At 72.8% G+C, this 16656-nt stretch carries 13 protein-coding genes and 1 pseudogene; 7 read left to right on the forward strand and 7 right to left on the reverse strand.

Translation table 11 applies throughout. From position 1 onward, the window contains the following. The first annotated feature begins 39 nt into the window (after positions 1-39). From ACIBW6_RS21870 to ACIBW6_RS21885, 4 genes and pseudogenes are all read left to right on the forward strand, one after another. On the forward strand, positions 40-1068 hold the full coding sequence (locus tag ACIBW6_RS21870; RefSeq protein WP_399062018.1) for a zinc-binding dehydrogenase: 1029 nt from the start codon (positions 40-42) through the stop codon (positions 1066-1068). Positions 1069-1117: 49 nt separating this feature from the next. Then, the gene (locus tag ACIBW6_RS21875; RefSeq protein WP_399062020.1) at positions 1118-1969 is read left to right on the forward strand and encodes an aldo/keto reductase; all 852 of its coding nucleotides are present in this window, start codon (positions 1118-1120) and stop codon (positions 1967-1969) included. Positions 1970-2664: 695 nt separating this feature from the next. Beyond that, positions 2665-2892, forward strand: coding sequence for a hypothetical protein (locus ACIBW6_RS21880; protein ID WP_399062022.1), 228 nt, complete (start codon positions 2665-2667; stop codon positions 2890-2892). Positions 2893-3169: 277 nt separating this feature from the next. After that, a pseudogene (locus tag ACIBW6_RS21885) lies at positions 3170-3301 on the forward strand (DUF664 domain-containing protein); the annotation flags it as partial. A gap of 56 nt (positions 3302-3357) precedes the next feature. Here ACIBW6_RS21885 and ACIBW6_RS21890 read toward each other — a convergent pair. Beyond that, on the reverse strand, positions 3358-4566 hold the full coding sequence (locus ACIBW6_RS21890) for an ROK family protein (protein ID WP_399062024.1): 1209 nt from the start codon (positions 4564-4566) through the stop codon (positions 3358-3360). 155 nt (positions 4567-4721) lie between these two features. On the opposite strand from ACIBW6_RS21890, the gene ACIBW6_RS21895 reads away from it, so the two are divergent. After that, positions 4722-6170, forward strand: coding sequence for an APC family permease (locus ACIBW6_RS21895; protein ID WP_399062026.1), 1449 nt, complete (start codon positions 4722-4724; stop codon positions 6168-6170). A gap of 141 nt (positions 6171-6311) precedes the next feature. Here the strand turns inward: ACIBW6_RS21895 and ACIBW6_RS21900 are convergent, their stop codons facing one another. From ACIBW6_RS21900 to ACIBW6_RS21915, 4 genes are all read right to left on the reverse strand, one after another. Beyond that, the gene (locus tag ACIBW6_RS21900) at positions 6312-6542 is read right to left on the reverse strand and encodes a hypothetical protein (protein WP_399062028.1); all 231 of its coding nucleotides are present in this window, start codon (positions 6540-6542) and stop codon (positions 6312-6314) included. Positions 6543-6558: 16 nt separating this feature from the next. Further along, complete coding sequence (locus ACIBW6_RS21905; protein WP_399062030.1) at positions 6559-7701, reverse strand: anion permease; 1143 nt, start codon at positions 7699-7701, stop codon at positions 6559-6561. Positions 7702-7864: 163 nt separating this feature from the next. Next, complete coding sequence (locus tag ACIBW6_RS21910; protein WP_399062032.1) at positions 7865-8689, reverse strand: hypothetical protein; 825 nt, start codon at positions 8687-8689, stop codon at positions 7865-7867. A 100-nt stretch (positions 8690-8789) separates the two neighbouring features. Continuing rightward, positions 8790-9539, reverse strand: a complete 750-nt coding sequence (locus ACIBW6_RS21915) for an SDR family NAD(P)-dependent oxidoreductase (protein WP_399062034.1) — start codon at positions 9537-9539, stop codon at positions 8790-8792. A 434-nt stretch (positions 9540-9973) separates the two neighbouring features. Here ACIBW6_RS21915 and ACIBW6_RS21920 point away from each other — a divergent pair, with 434 nt between their 5' ends. Continuing rightward, a complete protein-coding gene (locus ACIBW6_RS21920) occupies positions 9974-14062 on the forward strand; it encodes a discoidin domain-containing protein (protein ID WP_399062036.1) in 4089 nt (1362 codons plus the stop codon). A gap of 116 nt (positions 14063-14178) precedes the next feature. Here the strand turns inward: ACIBW6_RS21920 and ACIBW6_RS21925 are convergent, their stop codons facing one another. Next, a complete protein-coding gene (locus ACIBW6_RS21925) occupies positions 14179-14937 on the reverse strand; it encodes an ANTAR domain-containing protein (protein WP_399062038.1) in 759 nt (252 codons plus the stop codon). A gap of 49 nt (positions 14938-14986) precedes the next feature. Continuing rightward, positions 14987-15673 carry an ANTAR domain-containing protein gene (locus tag ACIBW6_RS21930; RefSeq protein ID WP_399062040.1) on the reverse strand — a complete coding sequence of 229 codons (687 nt, stop codon included), beginning with the start codon at positions 15671-15673 and terminating at the stop codon, positions 14987-14989. 360 nt (positions 15674-16033) lie between these two features. Here ACIBW6_RS21930 and ACIBW6_RS21935 point away from each other — a divergent pair, with 360 nt between their 5' ends. Beyond that, positions 16034-16621 (forward strand): dienelactone hydrolase family protein, encoded by a 588-nt coding sequence (locus ACIBW6_RS21935; RefSeq protein WP_399062042.1) that lies wholly within the window; start codon positions 16034-16036, stop codon positions 16619-16621. Positions 16622-16656: the final 35 nt, after the last annotated feature.

Raw genomic sequence — 16656 nt, forward strand, 5'->3', positions numbered from 1 at the left:
GGCCCCCGGCACGTCCCCCTATTGGAGCAGTGACCTTCCATGCGTGCAGCACTGATGTACGGAGCCGGCGACGTCCGCGTCGAGGACCGGCCCGACCCCGAGATCGTCCAGCCCGCCGACGCCGTGGTGCGCGTCGTCGCCTCCTGCGTGTGCGGCAGCGACCTGTGGCCCTACGCCTCGATGCCCGCCACCGGCACCGGCCGCCCCATGGGCCACGAATTCCTCGGCGTCGTCGAGGAGACCGGTGCCGACGTGAGCGCCCTGAAACCCGGTGACCTGGTCGTCGCCCCGTTCACGTACAGCGACAACACCTGCGACTACTGCGCCAAGGGCCTGCACATCTCCTGCCGCGACGGCGGCCGCTACGGGTTCGATGGCGTGGACGGCGGCCAGGGCGAAGCCGTCCGCGTCCCGCACGCGGACGGCACCCTGGTGAAGCTGCCGGTGGCCGCCGACTCCGCGCTGCTGCCGTCGCTGCTCGCGCTGTCCGACGTGATGACCACCGGCCACCACGGCGCCGTCACCGCCGGTGTCGGCCGCGGTGACGCGGTGCTGGTGGTCGGGGACGGCGCGGTCGGCCTGTGCGCGGTGATCGCCGCTAAGCGGCGCGGCGCCGAGCGGATCGTGCTCGCCGGCCGCCACGAGGCCCGCACCGGCCTGGGCCGTGCGTTCGGCGCCACCGACGTGGTCGCCGAACGCGGCGCGGAGGGCATCGCCCGCATCCGGGAGCTGACCGGCGGCGTGGACAAGGTCATCGAGGCCGTCGGCACCCGCCAGGCCCTGGACACCGCACTCGGCGCGGTCCTCGACGGCGGGACCGTCAGCCGCCTGGGCGTCCCCCAGTACGAGCAAGGCCCGATCGGCCCGGCCGCGTTCATGCGCAACATCACCCTGACCGGCGGCGCCAGCCCCGCCCGCGCCTACATCGAGCACCTGCTGCCCGACGTCCTGGACGGCACGATCGCCCCCGGCCGCGTCTTCGACCGGACCTTCGCCCTCGACGAGGCACCGGCCGCCTACCGGGCGATGGCCGACCGCGAGGTCCTCAAGGCCCTCCTCCGCCCCTGACCACCGGCTCTGCCCCCGCCCCACCCGTACAGCGAAGGACACCCCACCAATGCGGACCGTCACCCTCAACAACGGCGTAGAGATGCCGCTCCTCGGCTTCGGCGTCTACCAGATCCCCGCCGAGGACACCGAGCGCGCCGTCTCCGAAGCCCTCGCCGCCGGCTACCGCCTGCTGGACACCGCCGCCGCCTACGGCAACGAAGAAGCGGTCGGCCGCGCCGTCGCCTCCAGCGGGATTCCCCGCGACGACCTCTTCGTCACCACCAAGCTGTGGGTCCAGGACGCCCCCGCCCAGGACAACACCCGCCGCGCGTTCGAGACGTCCCTGACCAAGCTGGGCCTGGACCACCTCGACCTGTACCTGATGCACCAGCCCTTCGGCGACGTCTACGGCCAATGGCGTGCCATGGAGTCCCTCCACCGCGCAGGCTTGACCCGGGCGATCGGCGTCGCGAACTTCTACCCCGACCGCCTGATCGACCTGATCGTCAACAACGAGATCACCCCGCAGGTCAACCAGATCGAGACCCACCCCTTCTTCCAGCGCGCCGACCACCAGGACCTCATGCGCGAGCACGGGGTCCAGATCCAGTCCTGGGGCGGCTTCGCCGAGGGAAGGAACGGCCTGTTCAGCAACCCGCTGCTCGCCGGGATCGGTGAGGAACACGGCAAGTCCGTCGCCCAGGTCGTGCTGCGCTGGCTCATCCAGCGTGGCGTCGTCGCCATCCCCAAGTCGGTGCGCGCCGAGCGCATGGCCGAGAACATGGACGTCTTCGACTTCGAGCTCACCGACGAGCAAATGGCCGAGATCACCACGCTCGACACCGGCAACTCCCTCTTCTTCGACCACCACGACCCCGAGATCGTCACCTGGCTCGCCAAGCGCCGCCTGGACGCCTGACGCGCGAGCGCCCGGATCTCAGCCCTCGGGAGGCTGAGGCGCACGCGCTCCAGGCTGTCGAGGAGGAACAGAGCTGCGAAGAGCGCGGCGCTGCCTGCCGGGCACATCCCGTGACGCCGCGTCAGGAGGGTCAACTTACCCAGCAGCCGCCCTCCTTCGGCCGACGCCGCTCCACCGGCGTCCAGGACGGCCGCCGCGTCGCGTTGGAGCAGCCCCAGTCCGAGCGGGGCCGTGCTGGCGCAGCGCCCGCCTGTCGTCGGACGGCGCGATCAGCGACAGCAGGATGTCGAGCTGGGCCGCGTCCTCAGCGGCGCCGCGCCCCCGCGCTGCCCTGAGGACGGGCAACGTCCGCCGGGCCACCTCCAGCGCGCGCTGCCGCTCCTCGGCCGACAGCGCACGGTACGCGTCCTCGAAGTCACCGCTGGGCGCGATCCCCGCACCCAGCTCCCACGCCGCACGACAGGCCGCGTCCGCGGTCCGCGCGCCCTGCGCACACGCCGCGATCGGCAGGCACAGCAGGCCGGTACCCGGAGTTCCCGAGGGGGCCGAACCGACCACGGTGACGTAGACGTTCCCCGTGTTTCGCCATGCCTGTCACCCCCACCCCTTCCAAGCCTGGGCCGAAGGCCCGCTCCCGCCATCATGGAACCGGCTCGGCGTCCTGCCGACGACAGCAGCGACGCCACGGCCCCGGCATGAGCACCCAGCACATAGGGAAGTACCCGCGTCTGCCCGAACCGGTCGACGAGACGCCCGATCTGAGGCCCGGCAGCGGCGTCCGCGACAGCGAAGCCGCCGGTGACGAGACCCGCGGTGGCATACGAACCGGTGCGCGCGTGCACCAGCCAGACGATGCCGATGCCCGTCATGGCGATGCCCAGACGTCCGACAGCGGCGGGAAGGAAGAAGGCCGCGGCACCTGAAGTGCGCAGCACAGTGCGGTAGTTCGTCGACGCCGAAGACACGGCGCGTCCCTTTCGCCGCCCGGCGGGACGCGCCGACGGGGTCGCCGGCGTCCGGATGTGCCGACCCGTGGCTGCGCCTGAAGCCGTCCAGTGGTGGCGTGGAGCGGGGACGCGCACCCCACGCCGACTCCGACACCGGGCAGATGTCATGCGGTAGTTGATGACTTCCCAAGAGGATAAGGGATTGGCGCACGGAGGCGAACGGAAGGGCCCGCCACGCGGTCCCCACCCCGAACCCCTCGGGGACGAACTGGCCGATCTGCGCGGCATCATCCTGCATGTCGTCGAGGAGACCGCACGGCACGTCGGCCACCTGGACGTCGTCCGCGAACTCCTCGACGGCCGAACGGGACGCGGGCCTCGCTGAGCGGAGTGCGGAGTCCCGAGCCGCGACCCACAGCCCCGCCCACGCCCTCAGGCCCCTCAGCGAGCCAGACCCCCCGCGCGCCGCTCAAAGACAACGCCCCGGGCCGTCTCCAGCCCCGTCGCCACCGCTCCCAGCAGGACGGAGTCCTCCGCGAGCGCACTGGCGACGACCTTGGGGCGCAGGGGAGTGAGGGAGCGCAGCGTGTCCCGGACCGTCCGCAGGAGCAGATCCGCGCTGTGGCCGACGCCGCCCCCGAGCGCCACCAGGTCCGGATCGAGGACCGCGGCGACGGCGGCCACCGCGTGCGCGACACGCTCGCCCTCCACCCGCACCGCCGCCTCCGCGGCCGCGTCGCCCCCGCGTGCCGCGTCGAAGACGTCCTTGGCGGTGAGCGGGCCCGCCATCCCGCGCGAGCGGGCGGCCGCGACGACCGCGTCGCCGGAGACGGCACCCTCCAGGGTGTCCGTCCGGTGCCGGCCGGGCCAGGGCAGGAAACCGATCTCGCCCGCCCCGCCGTGCGCCCCGGTGAAGAGCCGGCCGCCGCTGACCACCCCCATGCCGAGCCCCGTGCCGATCATGACGTACACGAAGAGGCGGCTGCCCGCTCCGGCGCCGAAGGTGTACTCGCCGAGCGCGGCGAGGTTCGCGTCGTTGTGCACGGCGAGCGGGATGCCCAACTGGTCCCGTACCTCGTCGATCAGCCCGGCCCTGCCCCAGCCGGGCAGATGCTGGGCGTAGCGCACCCGGCGCGTCTGCGCGTCGTACACGCCGGGCGTGCCCACCACGGCCTGGGCGATCTTCTCGCGGGGCACCTTCGCCCGCTCGATCAACTGGTCGGCGGTGCCGACCACGAGCGCGGTCAGGGCGGCCGAGGTGCGGGCCTGGTTGCGTACCTCCAGGCGGGCCACGAGCGTGCCGTCCAGATCGGCGAGCGCGACCCGCAGCCAGGTGCGGCCGATGTCGATGCCCAGGGCGTACCCCGCCGCCGGGTCGGGGACGTAGAGGACGGAGGCCCGGCCGCGACCGCGCTCCGGGGTGCGGGTGCCGGCCTCGCGGACCAGACCCGAGCCTTCGAGCGAGGCCAGGGCGCTGGAGACCGTCGGCTTGGACAGGCCGGTGACGCGGGCCAGTTGGGCCCGGGACGAGGGGCCGTCCGCGCGCAGCCGGTCGAGCAACAGGCGCTCGTTCGCACGGCGCTGCCGCTGCGCGTTCATGGGCTGGTCCGCACCCTCGTCCCCGCTGGTCACCGCATCATCCTCGCGCATGCTCCCCGACGGATCGCCGCCACCCTCTTGACGGTCATAGTAAAGGTACTTAACTTAATCAGGCCCGGCGTGCCGTTCCTCCCGCGAACCCCCGCGCCGGCCCACCGAACCGCCCGCCCCTCGCACGTCCCCCACACCAGGCCGGGGAGGCCCTCGTGTCCACCACCCCACCCGTGCCCGACGGCTTCGTACGCCGCATCGGGCTGTTCCAGGCGACCGCGATCAACATGAGCCAGATGTGCGGGATCGGACCGTTCGTCACCATCCCGCTGATGGTCACCGCGTTCGGCGGCCCGCAAGCCGTCATGGGGTTCGTGGCGGGGGCGGTCCTGGCGCTCGCCGACGGACTCGTCTGGGCCGAACTCGGCGCCGCGATGCCCGGATCCGGCGGCAGCTACGTGTACCTGCGCCGGGCCTTCAAGCACCGCACCGGCCGCCTCATGCCGTTCCTGTTCGTGTGGACGGCGATGCTCTTCATCCCGCTGATCATGTCCACGGGTGTGGTCGGATTCGTCCAGTACCTCGGCTATCTCGCCCCCGGCCTGGGCCGCACCTCCGGCGACCTGATCGGCCTCGGCGTCATCGCTCTGGTGGTACTGCTGCTGTGGCGGGGCATCGAGCACATCGCACGGATCACGGTCGTGATGTGGACCGTGATGATCGCCTCGGTGCTCCTCGTGATCGCCGCCGCGGCCGGTGACTTCAGCCCGGAGCGCGCCTTCAGCTACCCGGCGCACGCCTTCGACGTGACCGGCAACCACTTCTGGATCGGCTTCGCCGCCGGTCTGACCATCGGCATCTACGACTACCTCGGCTACAACACCACCGCGTACATGGGCGCCGAGATCAAGGACCCGGGACGCACGCTGCCCCGTTCCATCGTCTACTCGATCCTCGGCATCATGGTCATCTACCTGCTGCTCCAGATCGGCTCGCTCGGCGTGATCGACTGGCAGCGGATGACGGACCCGCACGACGTCGCGTCGACGTCCGTCGCCTCGGCGGTACTGGAGAAGGCCTGGGGCAAGGGCGCCGCGGACGTCGTGACGGTGCTCATCCTCATCACCGCGTTCGCCTCCGTCTTCGCGGGGCTGCTCGGCGGTTCACGGGTGCCTTACGACGCCGCGCGCGACCGCGTCTTCTTCCGCCCCTACGCCAAGCTGCACCCGCGCCACCGCTTCCCCACGCTCGGCCTCGCCACCATGGGCGTCATCACCGCCATCGGCTTCCTGATCGGCCGCCACACCGACCTGCAGACCCTCATCCAGCTCCTGACCACCGTCATGGTGATCGTGCAGGCCCTGGCGCAGATCGCCGCCGTCACGGTGCTGCGCAGGCGCCACCCCGACATGCGCCGCCCCTACCGCATGTGGCTGTACCCGCTGCCGAGCGCGGTCGCGCTGATCGGCTGGCTGGTCATCTACGGGTACGCGGACAAGAACTCCCCGGGCCGCCACCCCATCGAGTGGTCGCTCGCCTGGCTGGCGCTCGGCTGCGTCGCGTTCGTGGTGTGGGCGCGCTTCGAGAAGGTGTGGCCGTTCGGACCGCGCGAGACGGACGACGACGAGCCCGAACGCACCGCCGGCACCCGGGCCCAGGCCTGAGCCGCCCCCTTCCCGCACGGACCGCCCGCTCGGACAACAGCGGGAGCGGGAGGCGGCTTTCGGCGGCCGCCGCCCCAGGCGGCCCCGAGAGCTGCGCCCGCGCCCCCGAGCCGCCGACGGGCCGCCGTGCCCGCCCCGCCCTCAGTGGAACTGCGGGACGATCAGATAGATCCCGTACACGACCACGGCCGCGCAAGCGACGAAGCAGACGCCCGCCTGCGCCAGACTCACTCCCGCGCCGGCGCCGCGCTCCCGGGCGGCGGCGACCTGGGACAGGCCGAGGACACCGAGGGCGAAGACGGCGACGAGGGCGACGGTCGCGCCGAAACTGACCACGGCGACCTTGCCGAGTGCGGTCCAGTCCAGATGCATGGTGAACTCCGGTCGGTCAGGCGGCCGTTCGGGCCGGGGTACGGACGGCGACCTCGTGGTGGTCGTTGACGTTCTGCGCGTGCACCGGGTTGCGGCGGGCCAGCGCGACGATGCCCGTGGCGAGGGCCAGCGCGACCAGGGCGATGACCGCGGCGCCGGTGTTCCCGCCGTGCTTGACGATGCTCGCCGAGAGCCCTCCCACCAGCGCCGCCGCGGGCAGGGTGATCAGCCAGCCGGCCAGCATGCGTCCGGCCACGCTCCAGCGCACCTCCGCGAGCCGGCGGCCCAGGCCCGCGCCGAGGATGCTGCCGGAGGCGACCTGCGTGGTGGACAGGGCGAAGCCGAGGTGCGCCGAGGTGAGGATGACCGTGGTGGACGCGGTCTCGGCGGCGAAGCCCTGCGGGGACTGGATCTCGGTGAGGCCCTTGCCCATGGTGCGGATGACGCGCCAGCCGCCGAGGTAGGTGCCCAGACCGATGGCGAGGCCCGCGGCGCCGACGACCCACACCGGAGGCCCGGAGTCATGGCCGAGCGCGCCCGCGGAGATGAGGGTCAGGGTGATGACGCCCATGGTCTTCTGCGCGTCGTTGGTGCCGTGCGCGAGCGAGACGAGCGAGGCGGAGGCGATCTGGCCGATCCGGAAGCCGGTGGTGACGGTCTCCTTGCGGGCCCGGTTCGTCAGCCGGTACGCCAGGTACGTCGCGACCAGCGCGGCGACCCCGGCGATCACCGGTGAGGCGAGGGCCGGGATCAGCACCTTCTCGAGGACCTTGTCGAAGTGGACGCCGTCCGCGCCCGCCCCGACCCAGACGGCCCCTATCAGCCCGCCGAACAGGGCGTGCGAGGAACTCGACGGAAGCCCGGCGAGCCATGTCAGCAAGTTCCACAGGATGGCCCCGACCAAGCCCGCGAAGACCATGCCCGGAGTCACCAGCGCGTCGTCGACGATCCCGCCCGAGATGGTCTTGGCGACCTCGGTGGACAGGAACGCGCCGACGACGTTCAGCGCGCCGCTGATCAACACCGCCGTCCGGGGTCTCAGCGCACCCGTCGCGATGGACGTGGCCATCGCGTTGGCCGTGTCATGGAACCCGTTCGTGAAGTCGAACGCCAGGGCCGTGACGATGACGACCGCCACGAGGAACGTGATGTGGTCCATGACCTGATGCAAGCAATCGCAGAAGTACTGACGGAGAACGGCGGGCAAAGGCTGTCGGATACGTTGCGGTACCCGCCCCGGGTCGGCAGCCTCTCCCCGAGCCCGAACGCGGTGACGCGCTCCGGCTGTTCGTGCAGCGCGCTTCCGCGCCCGCCCGGACTCCTCAGACCCGGACCGGCCGACGTCGTTCGATGCGGTCGGCGTCGCCCGTGAGCAGATCATGATGGCTGATGGTGAAGTCCCCGTTGGGCAGCGTCTGTTCGGGGCCGTAGCGTCGGCCGAGGACAGCGGCGGGGAGGAACGCGCGCAGGCGGTGGCGCAGATCGCCGGGGTAGACGACCGGCGCGCCCCAGGCGGAGGGAGCCTCGTCGGTGGAGAACAGCACCCAATGGTCCACGGGCACAGGCGCGTCGAGGTCCGGCGCCTTCCCGGTGTGACTGTCTAACGCCGGGACGGTCAGCCGGTCCGGGTCGAGCGGCGCGTACCACAGCAGCAGGGGCTTGGCGCGTTGTGCGTCGGCCTGGTCGAAGCAGCACACCGCGATGGCGTGGCCGGGGAAGTGCTCGGCGTAGAACCGCAGGAGGTCCGGGTCGAGGACGGGGCGCCGGTGCGGCGGCACCTGCCACAGCGCGGCGGGGACCGCGGTGGGGTCGTCCGCCAGGAGCACCGTGTACACGTCGTGGTCGAAGACGCGGACGGGCTCCGGTTCCCCGCCCATCCACGCGATGCCGGCATCCGTGACGGCGTCGCGCTCCGCGGCGGCGACCATGCGGTGCAGGACGTCGCTGGCGCGCCCCGCGGGCAGGAACTGTTCGGGCGTCAGCCGCCTGGTGGGCAGGTGCAGCAGCATCGCGTTCGGGCCGTCCGACAGGTTGACGGCGGTGTTCTGATAGCCCAGCACATGGACGAGGCCGTGCACGGGGTGGTGCAGGCGCCCGCAGTACACGATCGTGCCGGAGAACGCGGCCTCGCCCGTCGAGATGCACATGCCGACACGCTACCGCCTGCCCCGACGCGTACTCCGAGGGGTGCTTGAAGGCGTGCGTCCCGACCCGGTGCAAAACCCTGCACCACGGGCACGCCGGGCGTCAGGAGGACGCCTTGACGACACTCCAGCCACCGTCGACCAGCAGACTCGTACCGGTCACGAACCCCGCCTCGGCGGAGGCGAGGAACGCGATCGCCGCGGCCACCTCCTCGGGCGTGCCGAACCGCCCGGCCGCCGTCCCGGCCACGCTGCGCGCACGGTCCTCGGCACCGACCCCGTCCCACGCGCCGGTGAGGACCGGCCCCGGCAGCACCGCGTTCACGCGGATCGCCGGGCCGTACTCCACCGCCAGCTGCCGGCACAGCGAGAGCACGGCGCCCTTGGTCGCGGCGTACGCCGGACGGCCCGGCAGCCCCATGTGCGCGTGGACCGACGACGTGTAGACGACGGCGCCGCCGTGCTCCGACATGTCGGGCTGCACGGCCTGGAAACCGAGGAAACCGCCCGTCAGATTGACCGCTACCTGCCGCTCCCAGGACGCCTGCGTCATCGCGCCCGCCGACGCCAGCTCCACGGTGTACGCGTTCGACACGAGCACCCGCACCGGACCGTGCACATGTGCGGCCTCCAGCACGCGCTCCCAGTCCGCCGCCTCGGCCACATCAGCGCGCACGAACGTGGCGTGCGCGCCCTCCTCCCGCAGCCGCGCCGCGGTCCGCTCGCCACGCTCGGCGTCGATGTCGCCGAGGACGACGGCCGCGCCCTCCGTGGCGAGCCGCCGGGCCGCGGCCGCGCCGATGCCGGCGGCGGCACCGGTCACCACGGCGACCTGATCGGTGAAGCGTCGCATGCCCCGTCACCCCGTCCTCTCGGCAGTCCTGTTCCGGCCGGCCCGGGCGCCCGCGTCGCCGCGCAGGGGAGTGGAGCAGCGCGAAGGCGGTGCCGCTCCCTTACGTCCGACTCGGTCGCCCGTTGCGGCCAGCCGCCATCCTAGGGACCGGAATGCCCGCCCCCGCCATCTCACGCCCCCGGCCGGCTCGCCTGTCCCCGTCATCCCTCGCCCCGGGCGGCACCCCAGCCCCCGCCATCTCACGCCCCGGGCACCTCACCCGCCCCACCAGCAACTCCCACCCCCACAGCCCGCACAGCCCCCACAGACCCGTACACCCCTCTTGACACCGAGCCGATCACGACCGGAACCTGTGGCCATCAAATGGCAACGTTGTCAGGCGCAGTCGGCGACGCCGCCATGCCTGCCTTGTTCATGATGGGACCCGAGTTCTCATGACCGATCGGAACGACCGGGCGATACGTCCGTCGCGGCGCTGGTTCATCGCTGCCGGTTCAACCCTCCTCGCGGGCTTCGGACTTGACGCCCCCGCCGCCGCGGCGGAAGCGCACGCCCCGACAGCGCCGGGGAACACCGCGGGCGCCCGGCGTGAACTGGCCGTTCACCGCCCGGTGCGGGTCTCGTCGACGGACTACGCGCCGACGCCCGGCGCGTTCGCGGTCGACGGCCTCAACGATCCGGGCGTGCGCGGCAGCGGCTGGCGCGCGGCCCCGGGCGATCCGCAGTGGATCTCCGTGGACCTCCAGGCGGCGTGCGAGATCACCTCCGTCCGGCTCACGTTCGAGGCCACCGCGGGCGACCCCGTCTTCGAGCCCCCGACGACGGGGAACCCGCGCTCGGGCACGACGGGCAAGGAGATCCTGTCGAGTTACGCCGAGTCCTTCGCCGTGGAGACCTCGACGGACGGCGCCACGTGGACGACGGTGCACCGCACCACCGACGGCCGGGGCGGCGCCGTCGACATCCCGCTGCCGCACCCTGTCACGGCGCGCTGGGTCCGCATGACGTCATACAAGCGGTCGAGCGCCCTCCCGCTGGGCCTGAACGGGTTCGCGGTCCACGGCAAGGACCCGGGCCGGCGCCCGGCCGCGAGCGGCTGGACGGACTGGGACGCCCGCCACCACGACGCCCCGGCGCTGCGGGTGGCCCCCGACGGCACGGTGCCCGTCGAGTCGGGGTGGCTCTTGACGATGGACGACCGCGCGGGCGGCGACGGCGCGGCCCTGTCGCGGCACGGCGTCGACACCGACGGCTGGCTGCCCGCCACCGTCCCCGGCACGGTCCTCGGCTCACTCGTCGACCAGGGCAGACTCCCGGACCCCGTCGCGGGACTGAACAACCTGCGGATCCCGGAGGCGCTGTCCCGCCACGCGTGGTGGTACCGCCGGGAGTTCGACGTCCCCGCAGGACTCCGTGTCACCGGCGGGCGCCGCGTACGCCTGGAGTTCGACGGGATCAACCACGCGGCCGAGGTCTGGCTCAACGGCACCCGTGTCGGAGAGCTGGCCCACCCCTTCGCCCGCGCCGCGTTCGACGTCACCGACGCCCTCGAACCCCGCGGCCGCAACGTGCTCGCCGTGCGCATCGCCCCCATGCCGGTGCCGGGCAGCCCCGGCGACAAGGGCCCGGCCGGCGAGGCCTGGGTGGACGCGGGCGCGGACACCATGAACAAGAACTCGCCCACGTATCTCGCCGCGTCGGGCTGGGACTGGATGCCCGCCGTGCGCGACCGCGCCGCCGGCATCTGGAACCACGTCCGGCTGCGCGGCACCGGCGCCGCCGTGCTCGGCGACCCGCGCGTCGACACCGTGCTGCCCCGGCTGCCCGACACCTCGCTCGCCGAACTCACCGTCGTCGTCCCCGTGCGCAACACCGACGCGGCGAAGCGGTCCGTGGCCGTCACGGCCGCCTTCGACGGGGTGCGGATCTCGAAGACCGTCGAGGTGGGGGCGGGCGCGAGCGCCGACGTCGTGTTCACCCCCGGCGAGTTCTCCCGGCTGCGGGTGCACGAGCCCCGCCTGTGGTGGCCCAACGGGCTCGGCGACCCGGACCTGTACGACCTCACGCTGACCGCGTCCGTCGCGGGCACGGAGAGCGACCGGCGCCGCACCCGCTTCGGCATCCGGCAGTTCGGCTACGAGTACGACGTGCCGCTGCCCTTCGGCAACAGTGGCAGCGACGACGCGAGCCCGCAGTCCGTGACCTTCGACCGCGCCGACGCCCGCTTCGTGCGCGTCAAGTGCGCCGAGCGCGCCACCGACTGGGGCTTCTCGCTGTGGTCCCTGTCGGTGTACGACAGCCGCACCCCCGGCACCGACCTCGCCCTGAACGCTCCGGCCGACGCCTCCGGCACCGACACGCCCGAGCACGCGGCGCGCTGCGTGAGCGACGGCGACGCGGCCACCCGCTGGTCCTCGGAGTTCGCCGACGACCAGTGGATCCGGGTCGACCTGGGCTCCGCCCGCTCAGTCGACCGGGTCGACCTGCTGTGGGAGAAGGCCTACGCGCGCACCTTCAAGGTGCAGCTCTCCACGGACGGCGACACCTGGCACGACGCGGCGTCCGTCGACAACACCGGGCTGCCGCTGCCCTTCGGCAACAACGACGCAAGCCTCCAGGTCCGCGACATCCCGGCCCGGACAGCCCGTTACGTGCGCATCAACTGCGGGGTTCGGAACACCAGTTGGGGCAACTCTCTGTGGTCCCTCTCGGTGTTCGCCGCGAAGGACCCGGGCACGGACCTCGCCCTGCACCAGAAGGCGACGGCCTCCACGCAGGAGGACGACAAGCCCGCGGCGAACGCCACCGACGGCGACCCCGGCACCCGCTGGGGCTCCGCGTACGCGGACGACCAGTGGATCCAGGTCGACCTCGGCGCCGCCCGCGCCTTCGACCGCGTGGCCCTCCTCTGGGAGCGCGCGTACCCGAAGACGTACACGATCCAGGTCTCCGACGACGGCAGCACCTGGCAGGACGTCGAGACGGTCTCCAACGAGCCCGACCCGCTCAGGATCAGTGTGAACGGGGTCCGGGTGCTGGCCCGCGGCGGCAACTGGGGCTGGGACGAACTGCTGCGCCGGATGCCCGCCGCGCGGATGGACGCCGCCGTGCGCATGCACCGCGACATGAACTTCACCATGATCCGCAACTGGGTCGGCAGCAGCGACCGCGAGGAGTTCTTCGCGGCCTGCGACGAGCACGGCATCCTCGTGTGGAACGACTTCCCCAACGCCTGGGCGATGGACCCGCCGGACCACGCCACCTTCACCGCGCAGGCCGCCGACACCGTCCTGCGCTACCGGATCCACCCGAGCATCGTGCTGTGGTGCGGCGCCAACGAGGGCGACCCGCCCGCGGCCGTCGACGCGGGGATGCGCAAGGCCGTCGAGAGCGCGGCGCCCGGCATCCTCTACCAGAACAACTCGGCGGGCGGCATCGTCACCGGGGGCGGCCCCTACGGCTACGTGGAGCCCGAGAAGTACTTCGACGCGGGGACGTACGGCAGCAAGAACTTCGGCTTCCACACCGAGATCGGCATGCCCGTCGTCTCCACCGCCGAGAGCCTGCGCGCGATGACCGCGGACGAGCCCGCCTGGCCGATCGGCGGCGCCTGGTACCTGCACGACTGGAGCGAACGCGGCAACCAGGCACCGCAGCACTACAAGGCCGCCATCGAGACCCGGCTCGGCGAGGCGAAGGACCTCGACGACTTCGCCCGTAAGGCACAGTTCGTCAACTTCGAGAACACCCGCGCCATGTTCGAGGCGTGGAACGCGCACCTGTGGGACGACGCCACCGGACTCATGCTGTGGATGTCGCACCCGGCATGGCACAGCACGGTCTGGCAGACGTACGACTACGACTTCGACGTCAACGGCACCTACTACGGCGCCCGTTCGGCGTGCGAGCCGGTGCACGTCCAGGCGCACCCCACGACATGGGCGGTCACCGCGGTCAACCACACCCGGGCCGCGCTCAAGAAGGCGACCGTCACCGCGACCCTGTACGACCTGAACGGCCGCCGTCTCGGCGCTCCGCGATCGCGCACCGTGGACATCGCGGCGGCCGCGAAGACCGCGGACCTGTTCACCGTCCCATGGACCGACACCCAGCCCGACCTGCACCTGCTGCGCCTGACCGTGCGGGACCAGCACGGCCGGACGGCGTCGGCCAACACGTACTGGCGCCACCGGACACCCGCCGCGATGAAGAAGCTCGGCACCATGGACCGGACACGGCTGACCCTCTCAACCCCTCGCGTGTCCCGCTCCGGCGACCGTCACGAGCTGACCGCGGCGGTCCGCAACGCCGGCTCCGCCGTCGCGGCGATGACGCGGCTCTCGCTGCGCCACGGCCACCATGGGGAGCGCGTGCTGCCCACCCTCTACAGCCACAACTACCTGTGGCTGCTGCCCGGCGAGACGCAACAGGTGACGCTGTCGTGGCCCGCGTCGGCGGCGGGGGAGCGGCTCGAACTGCGGGCGGAGGCGTACAACTCCGCGCCCGCGGCGCGACAGGCCTGATCAGGGGAGCGTCGGCGGTCGTGGCCCCTCCGTCCGGAGGGACCACGACCGCGGTGCGGACGACCGGCCGCGGCGCCCTCCGGCCTTCGCCGACCGGCCGCCGCACGGCGCGCGAGTCACTCCGTCTCGGTCGCCGCCTCGGCCGGCCCGCCCTGTGGCGCCGCCGGCTCGGCCGGGGTGAGGCCGTTCTCGATGACGTCGCGGGCCACCTCGTTGAGGAGGAGCCGGTGGTGGCGGGCGCGGCGCCGCATCAGGTTGAAGGCTTCGTTGAGGGTGATGTCACTGCGGACGGCGAGGACGCCCTTGGCCTGTTCGATGACGATGCGGGTCTGCAGGGCCGTGTGCAGCTGTTCGTTGACGGTGTGCTGTTCGCGGATGACGCGGGCCTGGAGCAGGCCGATGGTGGTGGCGTCGGCGAGCGCCTGGGCGAGGGCGAGATCGTCGGCCCGCAGCGGCCGGCTGCCCGTGCTGAGCAGGAGCAGGCTGCCGACGTTCTCCCGGCGCAGCCGCATCGGCAGGGCGATGGCCAGGGTGTAACCGGCGGCGCGGTGCCGGGCGGCGAACTCCGGCCAGCGGTCCGCGGCCTCGCTCGCGTCCGGCGCGGTGACCGTGCGGGCCGTGCGGTGGGACTCCACGGCCGGACCCTGGACGCAGGCGGCCTCCAGCAGCTGTTGCAGGGCGGGCGTGGGATCGCACGGTGCGGGGGAGTGCAGGTGGGGGCCCGGATGGGCGAGGAAGACCGCAGCGTCGGTGACGTCCAGGAGCTCCCGGCAGCGCACGGTCATCTGCTGCAGGAAGTCGATGACGTCGAACTCCTCGACCAGGGTGTCGGCCAGTTCCACGAAGGTGCGGGCGATGTGCTGTTCCCTGCTCATGGTGTCCTCCTTGGCGGCCGCACGGAGCGTGGCCGGCCGGCGGGGCTGTTCATACGTCGTCACGGGGTAGCTCCTGCTGCAAGATGTGGCGCGCACTGTCCGGCAGGGACCGGCCGGAGGCGAACGCCCTGGCCCGCAGCCGGTCCAGGGCCTCGGCCAGCGGGATGCCGAGCAGTTCGCTGAGGACTCCGGTGGCCTGGTGCACCTCGGCCCGGTGCAGGCCGACCGAGCCTGCCCCGGCGCCGCAGACCCTGTCCGGCTCGCCGTTGTCCGGCCACCCGTCGAGCAGCTGCCGGGCCAGGGCGTCGGCGACCACCCTGCCGTCCGACGACTCCCGGGCGGTCAGCGGGCCGGTCGCGCGCCGGTAGCCGGTCATGGTGCCCACCCGCACGGCACCGATGTGCAGCGGCCACACGAACAGGGCGGCGATGCCCAGCTCCTCGGCCGCGGCGGCGAACTGCGGCCACTGCATCTGCAACAGCCGGGTCAGATCGGGGAACTCCCGGGTGCCGGTCGCCTCCGCGAGGTGCCGGCTGGGGCCCTGCCCGAACACGAACTGGAGGTCCTCCAGCCGGGCGCTGGTGTCGTCGCTGAACCACACCAGCTCCTGCCCCACCGAGACGGCCAGGCCCCCCAGCCCCAGGCCCCGGGCGCAGGCCGCCGCCCAGCGCCGACGCTCCGGGGCGTCCGCCGCCGCGTGCAGGCCGTCCAGGAGCTCCTGGACCGTGGAACGCATACCCCACCCGCTTTCCCCTGGGTCGCCGCCGTGCGCCCCGGCCCCCACCGAGCCGCAGCACCGTCCAGCCTAGTAGCGACCCGGTCACTCAACGTGCCAAAAGCGGAAGCGACCACGGCTGGCGGGCGGCGCAGCGCTTGTCGCGCACGCCGGTGGCCGCTTGCGGGGCCCGCGCCAAGGGCTCTCGTACCGAGGAGGCATCCGGGGTCGCGCCGTGCGCTACGTTGGGCGGTGATGACCACCGGGACGGCTCCGCGCCACACACGGATCGTGGTTGACGTGTCGCGCTGGGGTCGACGTGACAGGAGGAGGAGCCCGCGCCGGAGCGCCGGCCCGTGCGGCGCTCAGAGGGGCGCCGGGTTGCTCGCCCGCCACGGCTACTACGTACTCGTCCCGAACATCTTCTACCGGCACGGTCCGGCGCCGGTGATCGACCTTCCGGCGCACATCGGCGCGGCGGCCAGGCCCGCTGTCCTCGCGCAGCTGATGCCGCTCATCGAGGCCCACACCGCCGCGCGGACGCTGCGCGACGCCGAGGCCTACCTCGGCTTCCTCGCCGCCCGGCCCGAGGCCGGCGCCGGGCCGGGCGCGGTGACCGGCTACTGCATCGGCGGCCTGCTGGCGGTGCGCACCGCCACGGCCCACTCCGACCGGGTCGCGGCCCTCGCGGCGTTCCACGCCCCCGTGGACGCCGACGGCCCCGACAGCTTCACCGGCCTCACCGCCCGGTCCCATTTCGGCCACGCCGCGGGCGACATGACCCCCGACGCCCTCGACCGGCTCATCCGGAGCCTCGACGCCGCGGGCGTCGACCACACGTCCGAGATCTACCCCGGCACCACCCACGGCTTCACCATGGCCGACACCGACGCCCACGACCCCGCCGCACTGCGCCACCACTGGGACCGCCTGCTGCCCCTCCTGCGCCAGACCCTCACCGCCGACTGAGCCCCGGTCCGGTCGGCGCCGACTGCGGCGTGACG

Origin of the sequence: Streptomyces sp. NPDC049813 (assembly GCF_044465085.1) — a bacterium.
Classification (GTDB): domain Bacteria; phylum Actinomycetota; class Actinomycetes; order Streptomycetales; family Streptomycetaceae; genus Streptomyces.

Excerpts from the sequence above, each read along its gene's own strand:
- ACIBW6_RS21920 (WP_399062036.1), top strand. The coding sequence starts at position 9,974 with ATGACCGATCGGAACGACCGGGCGATACGTCCGTCGCGGCGCTGGTTC.
- ACIBW6_RS21880 (WP_399062022.1), top strand. The coding sequence starts at position 2,665 with ATGAGCACCCAGCACATAGGGAAGTACCCGCGTCTGCCCGAACCGGTC.
- ACIBW6_RS21900 (WP_399062028.1), bottom strand. The coding sequence starts at position 6,542 with ATGCATCTGGACTGGACCGCACTCGGCAAGGTCGCCGTGGTCAGTTTC.
- ACIBW6_RS21890 (WP_399062024.1), bottom strand. The coding sequence starts at position 4,566 with ATGCGCGAGGATGATGCGGTGACCAGCGGGGACGAGGGTGCGGACCAG.
- ACIBW6_RS21905 (WP_399062030.1), bottom strand. The coding sequence starts at position 7,701 with ATGGACCACATCACGTTCCTCGTGGCGGTCGTCATCGTCACGGCCCTG.
- ACIBW6_RS21875 (WP_399062020.1), top strand. The coding sequence starts at position 1,118 with ATGCGGACCGTCACCCTCAACAACGGCGTAGAGATGCCGCTCCTCGGC.
- ACIBW6_RS21925 (WP_399062038.1), bottom strand. The coding sequence starts at position 14,937 with ATGAGCAGGGAACAGCACATCGCCCGCACCTTCGTGGAACTGGCCGAC.
- ACIBW6_RS21870 (WP_399062018.1), top strand. The coding sequence starts at position 40 with ATGCGTGCAGCACTGATGTACGGAGCCGGCGACGTCCGCGTCGAGGAC.
- ACIBW6_RS21915 (WP_399062034.1), bottom strand. The coding sequence starts at position 9,539 with ATGCGACGCTTCACCGATCAGGTCGCCGTGGTGACCGGTGCCGCCGCC.
- ACIBW6_RS21910 (WP_399062032.1), bottom strand. The coding sequence starts at position 8,689 with ATGTGCATCTCGACGGGCGAGGCCGCGTTCTCCGGCACGATCGTGTAC.
- ACIBW6_RS21930 (WP_399062040.1), bottom strand. The coding sequence starts at position 15,673 with ATGCGTTCCACGGTCCAGGAGCTCCTGGACGGCCTGCACGCGGCGGCG.